Source organism: Stutzerimonas zhaodongensis (genome assembly GCF_003696365.1).
Taxonomy (GTDB): Bacteria; Pseudomonadota; Gammaproteobacteria; order Pseudomonadales; family Pseudomonadaceae; genus Stutzerimonas; species Stutzerimonas zhaodongensis.
Genome location: NZ_RFFM01000001.1, coordinates 272,431 through 291,168, shown reverse-complemented (window position 1 = coordinate 291,168; position 18,738 = coordinate 272,431). Strand labels below are relative to the sequence as shown.

Sequence of the window (18,738 nt, the reverse complement as noted above, 5' to 3'; positions counted from 1 at the left end):
AAATGGAAACCTTGAATTTCTTGTGGCAGGGCTTCGATGTCGCAACGCGACCGACCAACCTGCTGGTGGCGCTGTTCGGCGCATTCGTCGGCACCATCGTCGGCTTGCTGCCGGGCCTGGGGCCAATCAACGGCGTAGCCCTGCTGCTGCCGCTTGCCTTCGCTCTTGGTCTGCCGCCGGAAACCGCGCTGATCCTTCTGGCTGCGGTCTATCTGGGCTGCGAGTACGGCGGGCGTATCTCGGCAATCCTGCTCAACGTACCCGGCGATGCGGCAGCGGTCATGACGACGCTGGACGGCTACCCGCTGGCGCGTCAGGGCAAGGCGGGCATCGCCCTGTCGCTGTCTGCAGTCAGCTCTTTCATGGGCAGCATCATCGCTACCTGTGGAGTGGTGCTATTCGCCCCGCTGCTGGCGAAATGGGCAGTGGCGTTCGGCCCAGCGGAATATTTCGTCTTGATGATTTTCGCCATCGCCTGCCTTGGAGGGATGGTCGGCGATAAGCCAGTCAAAACCCTGATGGCGGCACTTATCGGCCTTGGCCTCGCGACTGTGGGCGTGGACTCGACCACTGGCGTCTACCGCTTCACCTTTGGCAGCGTGAGCCTGTCCGATGGCATTCAGTTCGTGATCGTGGTGATTGGTTTCTTCAGCGTCAGCGAGGTCCTGCTGATGCTGGAGAAGACTCACAGCGGGCAGAAAGCGGTCAAGGCCAGCGGGCGTCTGCTGTTCAACTTCAAGGAGTTCTGCTTCACCTTCTGGACCATGGTGCGCAGTGCCCTGGCCGGCTTCGTCATCGGCACCCTGCCGGGTGCGGGTGCGACCATCGCCAGCGCCATGACCTACATGAGCGAGAAGCGCATGGCTGGCGAAAGCGGCAAGTTCGGCGAGGGCGACCTGCGCGGCCTGGCCGCGCCTGAAGCTGCCAACAATGCTTCCGCCTGCGGCTCGCTGATCCCCATGCTGACGCTCGGCGTGCCGGGCTCTGGCACTACCGCAGTGATGATCGGGGCGCTGACGCTCTACAACATCACGCCGGGCCCGCTGTTGTTCGAACAGCAGCCGGACGTGGTCTGGGGCCTGATCGCCTCGCTGTTCATCGGCAACGTCATCCTGCTGGTCATGAATATCCCGCTGGTCGGGCTGTTCTCCAAGATGCTCAGCGTGCCCAACTGGGTGCTGGTGCCGGCGATTACCGCGATCAGCGTGGTCGGCGTGTACTCGGTTCACAGCACGACGTTCGATCTGGTGCTGATGGTGGGCCTCGGAGTGTTCGGGTATCTGCTGCGCAAGCTGGAGTTTCCCCTCTCCTCGCTGATTCTCGGCTTCGTGCTGGGCGAGATGATGGAAGACAACCTGCGTCGTGCCCTTTCGATCTCTGCGGGAGAGCTAGGCATTCTCTGGGGAAGCCCGATCACGCTGGTCCTCTGGGCGATGGCTGCCCTGATGCTGGCGATGCCTGGGCTGCGCTGGTGGCGTCAGCGCCGTCGCGCCAAGCTGAACGAAGCCCAGGTCTGATATGCCACGCGAGCTGCCGGGATGGTGGGCGACTCCGCTGGTGGGAGCGCTCGGCGGCTGGCTGGCAAGCCTGGCGAACTGGCCGCTGCCCTGGATGGTCGGTTCGCTCTTGGCGGTGATTGCGGTGCGCTGCAGCGGCTGGCTGGTCAAGGAGGTCCCCCGAGGGCGCCAAACAGGCCAGTGGTTGATCGCCAGCGCCATCGGCCTGCACTTCACGACTGAGGTGATGCAACAGGTACTCGAGCATTTCGGCGTGATTCTCGCCGGTGCGCTGGGTACCCTGCTGCTGAGCCTGATCGGTATCTTCATTCTGCTGCGCAGTGGCACTGACCGCGCCACTGCGTTCTTCTCCAGCATGCCCGGCGGTGCCAGCGAGATGGTCAACCTGGCCAAACGTCATGACGCGCAACCGGCGATGGTGGCTGCAGCCCATAGCATGCGCCTGCTGCTGGTGGTGCTGATCATCCCAGCCGTGTTCACCTGGAGCCTGCCTCCGGTAAGCCCTCCGCCCCCCGCGCCAGTCAGCTGGCCATGGCTTGCGTTCTTGCTCCCCGCCGGTGCTCTGCTGGCGATGCTCTGGAAGAAGCTTGGCCAGCCTAACCCCTGGATGCTCGGACCGCTGACAGTATGCGCCGCCGCCAGTGCCCTGTTCGATCTCCACCTGGGCATGCCTCAGGGCATCGGCCAGCTCGGCCAGTGGTTGATTGGCTGCTCGCTGGGCTGCCACTTTGATCGCGCCTTCTTTCGCAGCGCGCCGCGGTTCATGCTGCGAATTCTGCTGTTCACCTTGTTGGCAATGCTCGCCGCAGCCGGCCTTGCGGAGATCCTGGGATGGGCAGCCACGCTGAACCAGACCTCCTTGATGCTGGGCATGATGCCAGGAGGCATCACAGAGCTTTGCCTGACGGCCGAAGCGCTGCAGCTGTCGGTGGCACTGGTGACCGCACTGCAGGTGCTTCGGCTGTTCATGGTGATGTTTCTCGCTGAGCCGATATATCGACTCTGGCAACGAGCCACGCTTTAACCCGCCGCTTCGCTTTATCCGAAGAACCAGTAGCACACCAGAATTGCCGCGACGATTCCGGCAAAGTCTGCCGCCAGAGCGCATCCAACTGCGTGCCGTGCTCTCTGAATTCCCACCGCGCCGAAATAAACGGCCAGCACATAGAAGGTGGTTTCAGTGCTGCCTTGCACTGTCGCGGCAATCAATGCCGGAAAACTGTCCACGCCCTGGCTTTGCATGGTCTCGATCAGCATCGCGCGCGCCGCGCTTCCCGAAAACGGCTTGACCAATGCCGTTGGTAGCGCGTCGACGAATCGGGTGTCCAACCCTAGCGTATCGACCAGCCAGCGGATGCCATCCAGACCGAAGTCCAGCGCGCCGGAGGCGCGGAATACACCGATGGCGCAGAGCATGGCGATCAGGTAAGGCAGCAGACTCTTGGCTACGTCAAAGCCCTCCTGAGCACCTTCGACGAAGCTTTCATACACCGGCACCTTGCGCAGCGCCCCGACGACCAGAAAAGTGATAATCAGGCCGAACAGCGTGAGATTGCCAAGTAATGATGACAGCGATGAAAGGGCGGTGGCCGACAGCCCTGCGAGCAATGCCATGAAACCACCCAGAAGCAGCGCACCGGGTATCAGATAAGCAAGGACCACCGGATCCCAAAGACGCAGGCGTTGCACCAGCGCCACGGCAAGCAGCCCCGCAAGCGATGACGCACTGGTCGCCAGCAAGATCGGTAGGAACACCAGGGTTGGATCATCGGCGCCTTGTTGCACCCTGTACATGAAGATCGAAACGGGCAGCAGCGTCAACGATGACGTATTGAGCACCAGGAACAGAATCTGGGCATTGCTGGCGATATGCGGCGTGGGATTAAGCTCTTGCAGCGCCCTCATCGCACGTAGACCGATCGGCGTGGCGGCATTGTCCAGGCCCAGTCCGTTGGCTGCGAAATTGAGAGTAATCAGGCCCAGCGCCGGATGCCCGGCGGGCACCTCAGGCATCAGGCGGCTGAACAACGGTCCCAACAGGCGCGCCAGTTTTTCGATCATCCCTGCTTTTTCAGCTATGCGTAGGAAGCCGAGCCACAGGGTAAGCGTGCCGAACAGCACGATCATGATTTCCACGGCGAGCTTGGCCATGGCAAATAGGCTCTCGACCAGCGCGGCGAACACCGCGGGATCGCCACCCAGCAACCAACGCGCCAGCGCAGCTACCGCCGCAACCAGGAAAAAGCCTAGCCAAAGGCCGTTAAGCATGTGTGTCTCCAACTAAAGTCTGCGGCGCGATGATAACGGCGCAGTTGGAGGACGGCCACGAACAGACAGTGGTGATTGTAGGTAGAGGAAACTAATCAGACCGGCGACAGCTTATAAGCAAGAGGCGAAGCTTCGCCGCAGGAGAAAGTGCATTTTCAAGAAGAGTGAGGGCTGAGAGTAACCCTGAATGAAGACCGCATACCGAAGGTGGGAATCCCCACCTTCGGTTGCCTTTCGCCGAACCCGGTCCTTGACGGAGGTACTCCGATGTACCCCTAGGTCGCTCCGTACATCAGAGCATCCCGACCCCTTGGTTCCCCCGCTGCTGGGGGCTGATGAGTACTCGTAGGAAACGAATCATCCCAGTCCTGCATGCCTCCGCCGAGTGGGCGTAGGCTTCGAATAATGGCGTCCAGTCCGTGTTACTTCCGTGGGTGTTGCAGCCGCCCTCGCGGGCGGCACCACTTGCGTCAAACGCGCGGACCGCGGCCTCGCCCAAAGATCAGCGATGCAACGAACAGCACCAGGAACACAACGAACAGGATCTTCGCGATACCGGTCGCAGTGCCAGCAATTCCACCGAAGCCCAATACAGCAGCGATGATGGCAATGATCAGGAATGTAATAGCCCAACTCAGCATGGTGTAACTCCTCTTCGGTTCAAGACATCTTCAGCGGGACCGATGGCTGCATCAGCTCGCGGATATACCACTAGAAAACCCAACGTTGCTCAGACCGCACCTGCACGTAATCAATCGTCTTCGGGGTAGGTCCGGTTTGCACGATCCCTACTGGTTGAGCGTCATACATGCGGATTCGTTCCGCTGACTCGTGTTGTGTTTGGCTGAGCGGCTCCGACATCGGCTGCTCGGCACCCACAATCAGCGTTACTACAGCGGCTGTAAGAAACCCTTTGCCAACCAGTGAGAAACGTGTCTGACGATTCATCCTCAACTCCTTCTAAGCATGCAGTGCATGTCTGTCTTGCAAGTAATATTGCAGGCCCCGTGCCAGCCTTTGATAATTCATTTTTCCTTTATTTATCAATTACTTATTAAACACAGCCAACGTTCCGCCAATTTATATTGCACGATGCCTGCAATTGCGCCGGGCGATTTGCACGACCAACTAATCCCCGCGCTTGGCGCCCCCGTGATTCAGCTTGTGAATACGCTCATGGCAGGCTCGTATTTTCGGCAATTCAATCGCCAGCAAAGCCCTGACATCCGGCTCTGCCGTACTCAGCGCATCTTCGAATGCAGCCAGGATGCGCTCCTCGGTCTGGTCCAACTGATCGATATAAACTGCGTCGGCATTACCTAGCCGGGCTTTGATGTCGGCATAAACCTCACGCAGCTTGCCGGTCGCAGTGCCGCCCTGCGCTGGCTGCTCCTGATTGGCTGCAACCTTCACCGAAAGCGCCTGAATGATGTGGGTCTTGGACTGCGCCATATCTCTGAACAGATGCTGCAGCTCAACGTCCTTCACAACCTCAAGCGCATGCTGATAAAAATGCTGACCGTCGCGGGTGATCTCGATGAGCTCGTTGAGATGAGTCACTTTCTGATTCATGGGTCCTCCGAAAAAGCAGATGCGATGCGCCGTGAGCGGCGGATCGCGCGTTTGGCCCTCATACATTCGCAAGCCCCATGCCAGCCCCCGGATCTGTCTCATACCTTATCTTTCAATCACTTGCAGGGCCGTTACGCTTGACGTGTGATTGCATGGTGCGCGAATGCCTTTCACAGACCGTGCAACTTGCATGGGTTTGCGTAGACTAATGCAGGCGCTGCCGCTTACTGACCGAGGCGTAGCGCACTGAAACAACTCTCGATTCACTCGCCATACACTTAAAACGCCTTTGCCTGATGGAGCCTTCATGGATCAAACGACCGACACCGGTGGCCGCATTCTCCTGGTGGATGACGAGGCCGCGATCCTGCGAACCTTCCGCTACTGCCTCGAAGACCGCGGCTATACGGTAGTCACCGCGGCCAGCGCCTCGCAGGCCGAAGCGATCCTGCAGCGCCAGGTATTCGATCTGTGTTTTCTCGACTTGCGTCTAGGCGAAGACAACGGCCTCGATGTATTGCAACAGATGCGCGTGCTGGCCCCTTGGATGCGCGTCGTGATCGTCACCGCACACTCGGCAGTGGATACGGCAGTAGATGCAATGCAGGCGGGAGCGGCGGATTATCTCGTCAAGCCTTGCAGCCCTGAGCAGCTGCGCCTGTCGGCGGCCAAGCAACTTGAAGTGCGCCAGATGGCCGCCCGACTTGAAGCATTGGAAGGCGAAGTCCAGAAGCGCAGCGATGCCCTCGGCTCCCATAGCCCGGCCATGATGAACGTCCTCGAGACTGCACGGCAGGTAGCCGATACCGATGCCAATATCCTGATCCTCGGCGAGTCGGGCACCGGTAAGGGCGAGTTGTCTCGGGCGATTCACAACTGGAGCCGTCGCGCGAAGAAGGCGTTCATCACCATTAACTGTCCTTCGCTGTCAGCAGACCTGATGGAAAGCGAGCTCTTCGGTCACAACCGTGGTGCCTTCACCGGGGCCACCGAAAGCACCCTGGGCCGCGTCAACCAAGCAGATGGCGGCACGCTGTTTCTTGACGAGATTGGCGATTTCCCCATGGCTTTGCAGCCAAAGTTGCTCCGTTTCATTCAGGACAAGGAATACGAACGCGTCGGCGATCCGGTCACGCGCCGCGCCGATGTGCGCATTCTTGCCGCAACCAACCTGAATCTCGAAGAGATGGTTCGGGAAGGCAAATTCCGCGAAGACCTGCTCTACCGCCTTAACGTCATCACTCTCAACCTGCCACCGATGCGTGAGCGCCCGGAAGACGTGCTGACCCTCGCCGAGCGCTTCCTTGCGTTCTTCGTAAAAAGCTATGGTCGCCCGGCGCGCGGTTTCAGTGATAACGCCATCGCTGCGCTGAAAGCCTACCGCTGGCCTGGCAACGTGCGTGAGCTGCGCAACGTTGTGGAGCGCGCCAGCATCATCTGTCCACAGCCGATGATCGAGGTGACCCACTTGGGCCTTGCCGATCACAGCATCAGTAACGCGCCTCGCATAGGCGAGGCCCTGAGCCTGGAAGAGTTGGAAAAAGTGCATATTTCCGGCGTGTTGAGCACAAGCGATACCCTTGAGCAGGCCGCCAGAATCCTCGGCATCGACGCCTCGACGCTCTACCGAAAACGTAAGCAATACGGCCTATGAAACTGCAAATGAAGCTGAGAACCCGCCTATTTCTTGGCTTCTCGGCCCTGATGACCGTAGCGCTGCTTGGCCTGTTACTGGCACTGGTCAGCGTGGTGCAGATGGCCAAGAGTCAGGAAAAACTCATTCGCGATAACTTCGGCGTCATCGAGGTCAACCAGCAACTGCGGCATGCGCTCAATAATCATCTTCTACTGCTGGTACGGAACCAGAATGACCCCGCAGGCTTCGCCAAGAACCGCGACGCCTTCCAGGACGCACTGGCTAGAGGGATGGCGCAGGCACCACGCCCGACAGACCGCGACGCCTATCAGGTGATCGCCGACGCTTATTCAGAGTTTCTGACTGAGCTGGAAACGCCTACCACCGACAACTCCACACTGCTGGAAGACAATCCCCTTGGTCAGTCTTTCAGCCGTGTACGCGAGCTCATGGTCGAGATGCAACAGAGCGCCTACGACCAGATTCGCGATACCGAAATCCGTAGCCGTGAACGCGCCCAATTGTTGGCTGGATTGCTCGGTCTGACGGGGATTGCAGTCCTGTTGATCGGCTTTGTCACCGCACACAGTTTTGCCCGGCGTTTCGGTGATCCAATCGAACAGCTTTCCAGCGTCGCTGATCAGATAGGCCGAGGCGACTTCAACATCAACCTGCCCTCATCGCCCATTGCCGAGCTGTCGTCGCTGATACACCGCTTCGGCCTGATGGCGCAGGCGCTGCATGACTTCAAGCAAACCAATGTCGAGGCGCTGGTCGACGGCCAACAGCGCCTGCAGGCCTTGCTCGACAGCATCGACGATGGTCTTCTGATCGTCGACCGGCAGGGCCGCCTGGAGCATGCGAACCCCGTTGCGCAGCGCCAGCTGGCCTGGGAAACCGAGCATCTTGGCTCGACCCTTGGCCAAGCGCTCGGCTATCCGGAACTGGACGAAGCAGCGCAACAGGTACTGGATGACAAGTCGTTGTCCGGCCCGCCAGAAGACCTGGTCATCGAAGCAGACGGTGAACGCCGACTTCTGTCATGGCGAATGAGCCCAGTAAACCATCACGATGGACGTATCAGCGGCGCTGTTATGGTGCTCCACGACGTCACCGATCAGCGCACCTTCGAGCGCGTGCGCAATGAATTCGTCCTGCGCGCTTCCCACGAGCTGCGCACGCCTGTTACCGGAATGCAGATGGCATTCAGTCTGCTGCGCGAGCGCACCAAGTACCCCGACAACAGCCGCGAGGCGGACCTGTTCAACACCGTTCACGAAGAAATGCAGCGTCTGGTCACCCTGATCAACGACCTGCTCAACTTCTCGCGCTACCAGAGCGGCCAACAGAAACTCGAACGCGAGCCGTGCGATCCGTCGCAGCTGCTGGAGCAGGCCCGGCAGCGTTTCCAGGCGGCTGCGATGCAGAACGACATCGACATCAAGCTGGAATTGCAGACACCGCTGCCTAACTTGTTGCTGGACCGGCAACAGATGGAGCGGGTGCTGGACAACCTGCTCAGCAATGCCCTACGTCACACCCCCGATGGCGGCGAGATACGCCTGCTCGCGCGGCATCACGGCGAGCGGGTCATCCTCAGCGTCGAAGACAATGGCGAAGGCATTCCCTATAGCCAGCAGGCCAGGATATTCGAGCCATTCGTACAGATCGGCCGGCGCCGCGGCGGCGCCGGACTGGGCCTGGCCTTATGCAAGGAAATCGCCCAGCTGCATGGTGGTCGTATCGGCGTGCATTCACGGATCGGCCACGGCACCATCTTCTACATCGCCCTGCCAATCTGAGCCTGGCAGGGCTGGAAGAACAAAGGAGCCGCCATGCCCAGCCTCAATCCAAGCGCCGATCAGCTTAAAAGGTTCGCCGAGCATATGCCTGCTGGCGAGCCGATCGTCATGCTCAACTTGCTGCGTTTCAATGCCGATGCCGTCTATCCAGCCGGGAGCGGCGAGCAACCATGCTCGGGCAAAGAGGCGTATGCGCGTTACAGCCGCACGGCTCTGCTCAAGGTACGCACGGCCGGAGGCGCCGTGGAAAGCATGGCTCAAGCGCGAGTGGCATTGATCGCACCGGACCAGGAGAGCTGGGACGAAGTGCTTCTTGTCCGCTATCCATCACCCCAGGCGTTCCTGACAATGTTGAGTGATGCGGAGTATCAGGCCGCCGCGATACACCGCACCGCCGCCCTGGCTGACTCGAGGTTGATTGCATGCACGCCGCGCAGCTGACGCAGTTTTTCAACCAGCAGCATTGAGCACTGCCAGCAGCGCCGCGGTTTCGACGTCCGGCTCACCGTCAAAACGGCCCGGCCGATATTTCATCTGAAACGCAGCGATGACGTTACGTGTTTCAAGATCAAGATACCCATGCTCCGGGACCTTGTAGCCCTGACGGGCCAGCTGCGCCTGGAACCAGCCCACGTCCGGCATAGCGGTCGCAAGCAGATCGCGCTGCCGGGCTACCGCTGTAGCGTCAGGCCAGGGTACCAGACCCGCGTCGGCCAGGCGCTTCCATGGAAAAAGCGGGCCCGGATCGACCTTGCGCTGCGGAGCGATGTCGCTGTGGCCGACGATGGCTCCAGGCTTCAACCCATTGCGCTGCATGATGTCCTTGAGCAGCACGATCAACGCGTCGATCTGCTCCTCGGAATAGGGATACCACAACCGACCCTGCGCACCCTCGACGTAACCACGGTTGACCAGCTCGATGCCAATGGAGCTGGAGTTGAGCCAAGTGCGACCATTCCATTGGCTATCGCCGGCATGCCAGGCGCGGCGGTTCTCGTCCACCAGTCGGTAGATGGTCGCGGGCGACTCTCCGATCAGATAATGGCTGCTGACATCGTTGCCCTTGAGAATGTCGAGCGAACGCTGCAAGTCGCTGGAGGTGTAGTGGATGACGATGAACTGGGCTCGACTGTCCTGGCCCAGAGACGTGTAACTGGTATCGATACGCGGGCCACTGGAGCAACCAGCGAGCAACAACAGGATCGCAGCGGAAATCAGGGCTTTCATTCGGCACCTCTGGTCGACAACAAGATGACGCAGACTTTGCGCAGTTGAATCGGGCGAGCCGCCCGGACGGCCACGTCTGGAGCGCGGCGCAGGTGTTGAAGGTCGGATTATAGCGAGGCGGCCAGCATGCTCCCAGAGCGACTGGTCAGCCCGTCTCTATCCGATTGCGCCCGGCCCCTTTGGCCCGGTAGAGCGCCTGATCGGCGCGCTCGAAAACCTTCTCCGCCACATCCTTCTCTGCGAAGTTGGCGAGACCGCCGGACAGCGTGACTTCGATACGCTCTCCCTTGAAGTGGAAAGGGCATTCCTGGATACCCGAGCGCAGGCCATCGAGAAGTTTCAAGCCGGCGTCGGCGGGTGTCTCCGGCAGCAGCAGTGCGAACTCTTCTCCCCCGAAACGGGCGATGAAATCAGTTTTGCGCAGCCGTCTGCGCAATTCACCGGCGATGATCTTCAGCACCCGATCACCGGCCAGATGACCGAAACTGTCATTGATCCGCTTGAAGTAATCGACATCAAGCACGGCCAGCAGCAACTGTCCGCCGTAGCGCTGCTGGCGCGCCACTTCCAACTCCAGCCGCTCATTCCACGCAGCTCGGTTCGGCAAACCGGTAAGCGGGTCCTGCAGTGCTTTCTGGCGTTGTTCTTCGAGATGCTCGCGCATTCCTGTCGCTGCCTGCTCCAGGCTGGCGACACGCTCGACCAGAGTACTCAGACGCTCGCTCAGCTGCTGCTCCTGCTCACCGCGCTGACGCTGGTAGGCGTCGACGGTTTCCAGCAGTCCGTCGAGACGCACCTGCACCGCCTGCTTCAGCGTTGGCAGGTCCTTGGCTCCGAGCATGCTGTCCTGCAAACCACCCACTTGCTGGCGCAGCTCTTCGTCCAGCGCCTGCGCAGACTCCTGGCTCTGCACGTGTCCCTCACGAGCAGCACTGAGGCTGTCCTGCATGGTGGCCAGCCGCTCGTTGAGAAGCTTCAGGTAGCTTTCAAACTCTCGCTGCCCCAGATCGGCGACGGAGATCAGTAACTGAGCTAGATCATCCAAAACAGGGACCAGCTCATACCAGTTCAGGCCATGCTGAATTCGTTCACGCAACGCCTGCGCCTGCGGCTGTTGGTGCTCGGGCAGCTGTAGGTCATCGAGAAGTGCGAAGAGCGTTGACTCGACTCGCTCGGCAATTGCGCTGTAGGCCTGCTCCGGCGAAGGCGGTAACTGATAGGGGTCAGCTTTAGTCGTTTCAGACGTAACAAGGACAGGGGAGGCTTCGCTGGCGGGCACCAGAAAAGCCGCGTCAGCGGATACGTGTGGTGGCTCCGGCTGAACTGGGGCAGAAACTGATTCGTCGGCAGGCGCTGCCTGTTCCGCCGGTTCGCTCCCGCGCCCCGTTGGCTGCACTGCGGGTTGATCCGCCGGATTAGCCTGTGGCGGCGGCTCCGTTTGCGAAGCCGTCAACATCTCAGCAGGCCGGTCGCGCTGACCGAACAAACGACCTAGCAAACCAACCGAGTTCGAGCCACCCGCCTGCTGAGCAGAAAGCGCCTGACTTTGAAACTCACCGAGTTCGCTCAACAGGCCCGGCAATTCACGTGACTGGGCGGCACGCTCGCCGAGTCCCCGGGTGAATTTCTTCAAGGGTTTGCGAATTTCGCTGGGCAGCGGCAGGTCGAGCAGTTGTGACGCCAGTCGATCAAGCGCCTCAGTCAGGCGCTGGAGACGCTCCTGCTTGCTGCGCTCGGTATCCAGAACCGCTCGCTCAAGGCGCGGTACAAGCGCACCCAGGCGGTCATCCTGGACGTCGTCGCGGAGCACATCGCGAAGTTCGCGCATGCACTGCTCGACAGCCGGATCAGCGCCATCGACGGCAAAGCTGCTGCGAACCAGGCTGCGGCGCAGCAGGTCCAGGCGCGTATTCCAGCGCCCTTCCAGCTGCTCGTGCTGCTCCAGCGAATGCAGGTATTTCTCTTTCCAGCGTTGCGCGTCGTCGCTCATCAGATCCCATCCATAGGTACAGGCAATGCGCTGGTATGCAGCGCGTCGGGCAAACGGATCTCGACACCCACTGGAAGGTGGTCCGAGCTGGCTTGGCCCAACACGTCGACACGCTCGAGCGTGAGACTCGGGCTCAACAGAATATGGTCAAGACAGCGTTGTGGACGCCAGCTAGGAAAAGTCGCCTCGATCTGCGGCGCCTGAAGGCCGAGGTCACGTAACGGGGAGTGCTCCAGTAGGTCGCTGGCATGGGTATTCATGTCCCCCATCAGGATCTGATGCCGGTAGCCGCCGATCAGCTCGCGGATATACGCCAGTTGGCGAGTACGCGTGCCGCCGCCGAGCGCCAGATGCATCACCACTACTATCAGCGCATCATCGCCTTCACCGAAGCGCAGCAGAATCGCGCCGCGGCCCGATGGGCCAGGTAGTGGATGATCCTCCAGCCCATGCGGCTCCAATCTGCTGAGCACGCCATTGCTGTGTTGGGCGAAGCGGCCGAGGTTGCGGTTTAGCTGCTGATACCAGTAGGGAAATGCACCGAGCTGAGCGAGATGTTCGACTTGATTGACATAGCCCGAGCGCATGCTACCGCCGTCCGCCTCCTGCAATGCCACCAGGTCATAGTTCTCGAGCAGCTCGCCGATGCGCTGCAGATTTCGGGCGCGGCCGGGATGCGGCAGCAAATGCTGCCAGCTCCGCGTTAGATAGTGGTGATAGCGTTCAGTACTGATGCCAACCTGAATATTGAAACTCAGCAGGCGCAAGCGGCCGTTACAAGGAAGGCCGCTAGCGTCCAGGCATTGCGGGTTGACCCTGGTTTGCCCAGGGCCTGCCAAGCGAGGCGAACTCCAGCGGCGAAGCATCCGCGCTTACCGGGCGGCGCGTTCTTTTTCGATCAGGAAGTCGGCCACTTCCAGTGCTCGCTCCGGACCGCCAGCTGAACCGATGTCAAAGCGATATTTGCCATTGACGACCATTACCGGCACGCCTGTGATCTGATAAGCCATCCCCAGCTTCTTCGCCTGCTCGGCACGGCTTTTCACGCCGAAAGAGTTATAGGCTTTCAGAAAGGCCGCTTTATCCACGCCATGGCCTTCTACAAGCTCAGCCATCTTTTCCGGGGTCTCGAGCTTATTGCCGTCGCGGTGATAGGCATTGAACACAGCGTCATGAACGTCCTGCTCGACGTTCATGGACTCAAGGGCGAGAAACATCTGCCCGTGAACATTCCAGGCGCCGCCAAACATGGCCGGTACGCGCTTGAAGTCGACATCATCCGGCAGCTGCTTGACCCATGGATTGATGATCGGCTCGAACTGGTAGCAATGCGGGCAGCCATACCAGAATAGCTCCACCACCTCGATCTTCTCCGGCTCTGCTACAGGGACAGGATTCTTGAGCTCGACATACTCTTTGCCGGCCTGGAATTCAGCCGCGTGAGCTGCCATACCGAACAGGCTGGCGGTAGCGAGGACGGCGCTAAGAACGAGTTTACGCATGGTGACTCCCTTGTGAGGTACGGCTGAGCGTTAGCGCCACAGGCTGCAACAAATAATGCGTGCTCGCCAGCGCTTTCCAACGCTTTTCAATATCTTGACAATCATTATAGCGACGCCATAAACAAAAAAAGGGCGTTCAGGCTAACGCCATGAACGCCCTCATTCAGGCTGACCGCTCAGGCGATCAGTGCAGGCCCTGGATGTAGCTCGACAGGGCTTCGATGTCCTTGTTGGTCAGCTTCGACGCAATGGTGCGCATGATCATCGTGTCACCGTCATTGGTACGGTTGCCTTCGCGGAAGTCGGTCAACTGCTTGGCCGTGTAGGCTGCATGCTGGCCTCCCAGATGAGGGAACCCCGCCAGCTCGTTACCGACACCATTGGGTGCGTGGCAACCCGTGCAGGCTGGCATTCCTTCTTCAACCTTGCCGCCACGGAACAGTTTTTCGCCCTGAGCAACCAGCGCCGGGTCAGCCATACCGATAGTGGTCTTCTGACTGGCGAAATACGCCGCGATATCGGCCAGGTCCTGATCGCTGTACGGATCGAGCATGCCGGTCATTTCCAACACCTTGCGCCCTTCGCCTTCCGGTGCGCCCGGCTTGCTGCCGACCTTGATGTCCTGCAACTGCTTGAACAGATAGTTCTCGCCTTGACCTGCCAGTTTGGGGAAGTTTGGTGCGGCACTGTTGCCATCGGCACCGTGGCATGCACCACAGACTGCAACCTTTTCCTGACCGGCTTCGGCGTTTCCAGCCGCGTGGGCGATACCGGTGATGCCAAGGGTCAACAGCAGACTCACGAGTACTTTGTTCATCAGCTCATCCAACTACGGCTAAGGGTTAAAAAGGAATCTCTTATTCGGCAGCCATGCCCGCTGGGACAGTGACAATGCTCGTTAGAAGGCGACGTTTGGCCTGCCGTACCAACGGTGAGAACGACCGCTTTGGCAGCCATTGAAACCGTTTCAGGCGGCTCGTTGAAGACCAAAGCGCACACAAAATCTGCGGCATTATATACTGGCGCTACTGAAACGGAAATGAACCATTGCCGCACCCCGCGCACTCACCGGAAAGCCCATGCTCCCCAAAAACCCGATTCTCGGCCTCTGCCAGCAAGCCACCTTCATGACCAGCGCCGCCAAGGTCGATCAATGCCCGGCAGACGAGGGACTCGAAGTCGCGTTTGCCGGCCGGTCGAATGCGGGAAAATCCAGCGCGATGAACACCCTGACTCACGCCAGTCTCGCGCGCACATCCAAGACACCGGGTCGCACCCAGCTGCTCAATTTCTTTCGTCTGGATGACAACCATCGCCTGGTGGACCTGCCCGGTTACGGCTATGCGAAGGTGCCCATCCCGCTCAAACAGCATTGGCAGCGTCACCTGGAAGCCTATCTGAGCAGCAGAGAAAGCTTGGCTGGGGTATTTCTGATGATGGACATTCGTCATCCGCTGACCGAGTTCGACCGGATGATGCTCGACTGGTCCAATGCCAGCGAGATGCCGCTGCACATCCTGCTTACCAAGTCGGACAAACTGGCCTTTGGCGCGGCAAAAAACGCGTTGCTGGCGATCCAGCGCGACATCCGCAAAGGCTGGGGAGATGGCGTCAGCGTGCAGCTGTTCTCTGCCCCGAAACGTCAGGGTGTCGAAGAAGCACAGCTGGTACTGGCGCAACTGCTGGGAATGATTGGCGACGACGAAGACGCCAGAGAGCAGTCTGAGGGTTAGCCCGCGCTAGCGAAAAGGCCCGCTCTGCCATCAGGCGCAGAGCGGGCCTTTTTTTTACTCGCGATAATCGTCGACCGGCACGCACGCGCAGAACAGGTTGCGGTCGCCAAAGACGTTATCGACCCGATTCACCGCCGGCCAGTATTTATGGGCCTGGGTGTGAGCACTGGGCGTTACGCCTTCGGCAATGCTGTAAGGGCGATCCCAGGCATGCGTTACATCGGCCAGGGTGTGCGGCGCACGGACCAACGGGTTGTCTTCTGCCGGCCAACCGCCGTCCTGCACCTTGGCGATCTCGGCACGAATGCTCAGCATCGCCTCGACGAATCGGTCCAGCTCAGCTTTCGATTCGCTTTCGGTTGGTTCGATCATCAGCGTACCGGGCACTGGAAACGACATGGTTGGCGCGTGGAAGCCGTAGTCGATCAGGCGCTTGGCGACGTCCTCTTCTGTTATCCCTGTCTGCGCCTTCAATGGACGCAAATCGATGATGCACTCGTGAGCGACGCGTCCGTTGCGGCCGCTGTAGAGAACCGGGAAGGCACCGTCCAGACGCATCGCCAGGTAGTTTGCACTGAGGATCGCAACCTCGGTGGCGTCACGCAGCTGCGGGCCCATCATCGCGATGTACATCCAGCTGATCGGCAGGATGCTGGCGCTACCCCAAGGCGCAGCACTGACCGCACCGTTTTCTGGGTTCGGCCCTTGCAGCTCAATCACCGGATGGTTGGCGACGAACGGCGCCAGATGCGCCTTGATACCGATCGGCCCCATGCCTGGACCACCGCCGCCGTGCGGTATGCAGAAGGTCTTGTGCAAGTTCATGTGTGAGACATCGGCGCCGATGTCAGCCGGGCGCGCCAGCCCCACCTGGGCATTGAGGTTGGCGCCGTCCATATAAACCTGGCCGCCCTGAGCATGAATGGCCTCGCAGATCTCGCGAATCCCTTCCTCGTATACGCCGTGGGTCGACGGATAGGTGATCATCAGGCAAGACAGCTTGTTGCCCGCTTCAGCAGCCTTGCGCTTGAGATCTTCCAGATCGACATTGCCGGCCTTGTCGCACTCGACGATGACGACACGCATGCTGACCATCTGTGCCGATGCCGGGTTGGTACCGTGTGCCGAGGACGGAATCAGACAGATATCGCGCTGACCCTCACCGCGGCTTTCGTGGTATTTGCGAATCGCGACCAGGCCTGCGTACTCGCCCTGCGCACCGGAATTGGGCTGCATGGAGATCGCGTCGAAGCCCGTGATCGCGCAGAGCCAGGCTTCCAGCTCCTCGATCATCAACTTGTATCCCTGCGCCTGTTCCTGCGGTGCAAAAGGATGCAGATTGGCGAATTCCGGCCAGGTGATAGGAATCATTTCACTGGTAGCGTTGAGCTTCATGGTGCATGAGCCAAGGGGAATCATTGCCTGGTTCAATGCCAGGTCCTTGTTCTCCAGCTGCTTGAGGTAGCGCAGCATCTCGGTCTCGCTGTGGTGAGTGTTGAACACCGGATGAGTGAGATAGCCGCTGCTGCGCTGCAGCTCAGCAGGGATGCCGCTAGCGATCTCGCCAGCATCGAGCGTGGCGATATCGAGACCATTGTCTGCACCGAGGAACACTGCCAGCAGCTGCTCGACCGTTGCCTCGTTGCAGGTCTCATCAAGGCTGACGCCCAGTTTGCCCCGACCGAGGATACGCAGATTGATACGCGCCGCCCGGGCGCTTTCCAGAATGGCCGTCTGCGCACCGCCGACGTCGAGCGTCAGGGTGTCGAAGAAATTCCGGTTGATGCGCTTGATGCCACGTTGCTCGAGCGCGGTTGCCAGGATCGCTGTCAGCCGGTGCGTGCGCTGCGCGATGCGCTTGAGCCCTTCGGGACCGTGGTAGACCGCGTAGCAGCTGGCGATATTTGCCAGCAGGACCTGCGCCGTGCAGATGTTGGAGTTGGCCTTTTCGCGACGGATATGTTGCTCACGGGTCTGCAGCGCCATACGCAGCGCAGTGTTGCCGCGAGCATCCTTTGAAACGCCGATGATGCGGCCTGGCATTGCCCGCTTATAGGCATCGCGTGTCGCGAAATAGGCAGCATGGGGGCCGCCGTAGCCCATCGGCACGCCAAATCGCTGAGTGGAGCCAAGTACCACATCCGCACCCAGCTCGCCAGGCGGGGTCAGCAGCAGCAGGCTGAGCAGGTCGGCGGCAACGCAAGCAAGCGCCTGTTTTCCATGCAGCGCCTCGATGACCGGGCGCAGGTCCCGAATTTCGCCATGGGTGTCGGGGTATTGCAGCAACGCACCGAAGACATCCTGAGACGCTGCATCTTCCAGCGTGCCTAAGACCAGCTCGAAGCCGAACGCTTCAGCACGGGTCTGCACGACCGACAGTGTCTGCGGATGGCAGTTTTCATCAACGAAGAAGCGGTTGCTTTTGCTCTTCGCCATGCGCCGCGCCAGCGTCATGGCCTCTGCAGCTGCGGTTGCCTCATCGAGCAGCGAGGCGTTGGCTAGATCAAGGCCCGTGAGATCGATGGTCAACTGCTGGAAGTTGAGCAGCGCTTCGAGGCGACCCTGGGCAATTTCAGGCTGATAGGGTGTGTAGGCGGTATACCAGCCCGGGTTTTCCAACACGTTGCGCAGGATCACCGGCGGCGTGATGGTACCGTGGTATCCCATGCCGATCAGGCTGGTCCAGAGCTGATTCTGTTCAGCGTAACCGCGCAGTCGAGCGAGCGCTCCCTGCTCATCCAGCGCAGGCGGCAACTCGAGCGGCCCTTGCAGACGGATCGCTGGCGGCACGGTCTGCTCGACCAGCTGCTCGCGACTGGATAGCCCCAGCGCGTCAAGCATGGCTTGCTGTTCAGCCGCATCTGGGCCGAGGTGACGACGCAAGAATGCGTCAGGCTGCTGAAGCTGGGAAAGGCGCGGTACCTGTGACATCACTGCTCTCTCGCGAAAGGAAAAAGCCCTGGAACACAGGGCGGATAAAACGAGCACATCGTTTTTCCGCGTCCTGCATTACAGGGCTTTCAAGATGGAAAATGCTTAGGCGTCGGCGTCGCAGGAGGCTTTGTAGCCTTCTGCGTCAAGCAACTTGTCGAGCTCAGAGGCATCGTTCGGCTGAATACGGAAGAACCAGCTTCCGTAAGGCTCGCCGTTGACCATCTCAGGCGAGTCGGTGAGCTGCTCGTTGATCGCGACAACCTCGCCGGAAATCGGCGCGTAGATATCCGAAGCAGCCTTGACCGACTCCACAACACCGGCCTGCTGCCCGGCCGTGAGCTGTTGCCCGACCTCGGGCAGCTCCACGAACACCACGTCACCCAGGGCTTCCTGTGCGTGATCGGAGATACCGACGGTCACACTGCCGTCCGTTTCGAGGCGGGCCCACTCGTGGCTGGCGGCGTAACGCAGATCGCTGGGGATGTCGCTCATCAGTAAGTCCTCAAAAAGCTGTCAGTTTGCGCACAAGCGGGCTAGGCCACCCGCTGACGTGAAGC

At 60.1% G+C, this 18,738-nt stretch carries 17 protein-coding genes; 6 read left to right on the top strand and 11 right to left on the bottom strand.

Annotated elements, in window-relative coordinates; all coding sequences use genetic code 11:
* Positions 1-2: 2 nt before the first annotated feature.
* Positions 3-1,517: a tripartite tricarboxylate transporter permease gene (locus tag EA797_RS01330; protein ID WP_122163395.1), complete on the top strand. Its 1,515-nt coding sequence runs from the start codon at positions 3-5 to the stop codon at positions 1,515-1,517.
* A 1-nt stretch (position 1,518) separates the two neighbouring features.
* Entirely contained in the window at positions 1,519-2,541 is a 1,023-nt protein-coding gene (locus tag EA797_RS01325; protein ID WP_122163394.1) for an AbrB family transcriptional regulator, read from the top strand.
* Positions 2,542-2,555: 14 nt separating this feature from the next.
* Here the strand turns inward: EA797_RS01325 and EA797_RS01320 are convergent, their stop codons facing one another.
* The 4 genes from EA797_RS01320 to EA797_RS01305 all read right to left on the bottom strand — a co-directional run bounded on the left by EA797_RS01320 (position 2,556) and on the right by EA797_RS01305 (position 5,357).
* A complete protein-coding gene (locus tag EA797_RS01320; RefSeq protein ID WP_122163393.1) occupies positions 2,556-3,785 on the bottom strand; it encodes a nucleoside recognition domain-containing protein in 1,230 nt (409 codons plus the stop codon).
* A gap of 470 nt (positions 3,786-4,255) precedes the next feature.
* Positions 4,256-4,426, bottom strand: coding sequence for a DUF1328 domain-containing protein (locus tag EA797_RS01315; RefSeq protein ID WP_003282841.1), 171 nt, complete (start codon positions 4,424-4,426; stop codon positions 4,256-4,258).
* A gap of 70 nt (positions 4,427-4,496) precedes the next feature.
* Positions 4,497-4,733: a hypothetical protein gene (locus tag EA797_RS01310; protein ID WP_122163392.1), complete on the bottom strand. Its 237-nt coding sequence runs from the start codon at positions 4,731-4,733 to the stop codon at positions 4,497-4,499.
* Between the two features lie 180 nt (positions 4,734-4,913).
* A complete protein-coding gene (locus EA797_RS01305; protein ID WP_122164640.1) occupies positions 4,914-5,357 on the bottom strand; it encodes a ferritin-like domain-containing protein in 444 nt (147 codons plus the stop codon).
* 307 nt (positions 5,358-5,664) lie between these two features.
* Here EA797_RS01305 and algB point away from each other — a divergent pair, with 307 nt between their 5' ends.
* From algB to EA797_RS01290, 3 genes are read left to right on the top strand one after another with little or no spacing between them, the layout of a single operon-like run.
* Positions 5,665-7,011: a sigma-54-dependent response regulator transcription factor AlgB gene (gene algB / locus EA797_RS01300; RefSeq protein ID WP_122163391.1), complete on the top strand. Its 1,347-nt coding sequence runs from the start codon at positions 5,665-5,667 to the stop codon at positions 7,009-7,011.
* Complete coding sequence (locus EA797_RS01295; protein WP_122163390.1) at positions 7,008-8,795, top strand: KinB sensor domain-containing domain; 1,788 nt, start codon at positions 7,008-7,010, stop codon at positions 8,793-8,795. The genes algB and EA797_RS01295 overlap by 4 nt, the downstream gene beginning before the upstream one ends.
* A gap of 33 nt (positions 8,796-8,828) precedes the next feature.
* Complete coding sequence (locus EA797_RS01290; protein ID WP_122163389.1) at positions 8,829-9,236, top strand: DUF1330 domain-containing protein; 408 nt, start codon at positions 8,829-8,831, stop codon at positions 9,234-9,236.
* A gap of 9 nt (positions 9,237-9,245) precedes the next feature.
* Here EA797_RS01290 and EA797_RS01285 read toward each other — a convergent pair whose 3' ends face one another.
* The 5 genes from EA797_RS01285 to EA797_RS01265 form a co-directional block, all read right to left on the bottom strand.
* Positions 9,246-10,022: an N-acetylmuramoyl-L-alanine amidase gene (locus tag EA797_RS01285; RefSeq protein WP_122163388.1), complete on the bottom strand. Its 777-nt coding sequence runs from the start codon at positions 10,020-10,022 to the stop codon at positions 9,246-9,248.
* A 145-nt stretch (positions 10,023-10,167) separates the two neighbouring features.
* Positions 10,168-12,012: a diguanylate cyclase gene (locus EA797_RS01280; RefSeq protein WP_122163387.1), complete on the bottom strand. Its 1,845-nt coding sequence runs from the start codon at positions 12,010-12,012 to the stop codon at positions 10,168-10,170.
* Positions 12,012-12,878 (bottom strand): endonuclease/exonuclease/phosphatase family protein, encoded by an 867-nt coding sequence (locus EA797_RS01275; protein WP_122163386.1) that lies wholly within the window; start codon positions 12,876-12,878, stop codon positions 12,012-12,014. Before EA797_RS01275 ends, EA797_RS01280 begins: the two co-directional genes overlap by 1 nt.
* A 6-nt stretch (positions 12,879-12,884) precedes the next feature.
* A complete protein-coding gene (locus tag EA797_RS01270) occupies positions 12,885-13,514 on the bottom strand; it encodes a thiol:disulfide interchange protein DsbA/DsbL (protein WP_122163385.1) in 630 nt (209 codons plus the stop codon).
* A 184-nt stretch (positions 13,515-13,698) separates the two neighbouring features.
* Positions 13,699-14,331: a c-type cytochrome gene (locus EA797_RS01265; protein ID WP_122163384.1), complete on the bottom strand. Its 633-nt coding sequence runs from the start codon at positions 14,329-14,331 to the stop codon at positions 13,699-13,701.
* A gap of 262 nt (positions 14,332-14,593) precedes the next feature.
* Here EA797_RS01265 and yihA point away from each other — a divergent pair, with 262 nt between their 5' ends.
* Positions 14,594-15,247 carry a ribosome biogenesis GTP-binding protein YihA/YsxC gene (gene yihA / locus EA797_RS01260; protein WP_122163383.1) on the top strand — a complete coding sequence of 218 codons (654 nt, stop codon included), beginning with the start codon at positions 14,594-14,596 and terminating at the stop codon, positions 15,245-15,247.
* Between the two features lie 54 nt (positions 15,248-15,301).
* On the opposite strand, the gene gcvP is transcribed toward yihA, so the two are convergent.
* Together gcvP and gcvH are read right to left on the bottom strand one after the other, a co-directional pair.
* The gene (gene gcvP, locus EA797_RS01255) at positions 15,302-18,178 is read right to left on the bottom strand and encodes an aminomethyl-transferring glycine dehydrogenase (protein WP_122163382.1); all 2,877 of its coding nucleotides are present in this window, start codon (positions 18,176-18,178) and stop codon (positions 15,302-15,304) included.
* A gap of 105 nt (positions 18,179-18,283) precedes the next feature.
* Positions 18,284-18,673 (bottom strand): glycine cleavage system protein GcvH, encoded by a 390-nt coding sequence (gene gcvH / locus EA797_RS01250; protein WP_122163381.1) that lies wholly within the window; start codon positions 18,671-18,673, stop codon positions 18,284-18,286.
* Between the last annotated feature and the right edge of the window lie 65 nt (positions 18,674-18,738).

Excerpts from the sequence above, each read along its gene's own strand:
- EA797_RS01330 (WP_122163395.1), top strand. The coding sequence starts at position 3 with ATGGAAACCTTGAATTTCTTGTGGCAGGGCTTCGATGTCGCAACGCGA.
- EA797_RS01325 (WP_122163394.1), top strand. The coding sequence starts at position 1,519 with ATGCCACGCGAGCTGCCGGGATGGTGGGCGACTCCGCTGGTGGGAGCG.
- EA797_RS01320 (WP_122163393.1), bottom strand. The coding sequence starts at position 3,785 with ATGCTTAACGGCCTTTGGCTAGGCTTTTTCCTGGTTGCGGCGGTAGCT.
- EA797_RS01315 (WP_003282841.1), bottom strand. The coding sequence starts at position 4,426 with ATGCTGAGTTGGGCTATTACATTCCTGATCATTGCCATCATCGCTGCT.
- EA797_RS01310 (WP_122163392.1), bottom strand. The coding sequence starts at position 4,733 with ATGAATCGTCAGACACGTTTCTCACTGGTTGGCAAAGGGTTTCTTACA.
- EA797_RS01305 (WP_122164640.1), bottom strand. The coding sequence starts at position 5,357 with ATGAATCAGAAAGTGACTCATCTCAACGAGCTCATCGAGATCACCCGC.
- algB (WP_122163391.1), top strand. The coding sequence starts at position 5,665 with ATGGATCAAACGACCGACACCGGTGGCCGCATTCTCCTGGTGGATGAC.
- EA797_RS01295 (WP_122163390.1), top strand. The coding sequence starts at position 7,008 with ATGAAACTGCAAATGAAGCTGAGAACCCGCCTATTTCTTGGCTTCTCG.
- EA797_RS01290 (WP_122163389.1), top strand. The coding sequence starts at position 8,829 with ATGCCCAGCCTCAATCCAAGCGCCGATCAGCTTAAAAGGTTCGCCGAG.
- EA797_RS01285 (WP_122163388.1), bottom strand. The coding sequence starts at position 10,022 with ATGAAAGCCCTGATTTCCGCTGCGATCCTGTTGTTGCTCGCTGGTTGC.
- EA797_RS01280 (WP_122163387.1), bottom strand. The coding sequence starts at position 12,012 with ATGAGCGACGACGCGCAACGCTGGAAAGAGAAATACCTGCATTCGCTG.
- EA797_RS01275 (WP_122163386.1), bottom strand. The coding sequence starts at position 12,878 with ATGCTTCGCCGCTGGAGTTCGCCTCGCTTGGCAGGCCCTGGGCAAACC.
- EA797_RS01270 (WP_122163385.1), bottom strand. The coding sequence starts at position 13,514 with ATGCGTAAACTCGTTCTTAGCGCCGTCCTCGCTACCGCCAGCCTGTTC.
- EA797_RS01265 (WP_122163384.1), bottom strand. The coding sequence starts at position 14,331 with ATGAACAAAGTACTCGTGAGTCTGCTGTTGACCCTTGGCATCACCGGT.
- yihA (WP_122163383.1), top strand. The coding sequence starts at position 14,594 with ATGCTCCCCAAAAACCCGATTCTCGGCCTCTGCCAGCAAGCCACCTTC.
- gcvP (WP_122163382.1), bottom strand. The coding sequence starts at position 18,178 with ATGTCACAGGTACCGCGCCTTTCCCAGCTTCAGCAGCCTGACGCATTC.
- gcvH (WP_122163381.1), bottom strand. The coding sequence starts at position 18,673 with ATGAGCGACATCCCCAGCGATCTGCGTTACGCCGCCAGCCACGAGTGG.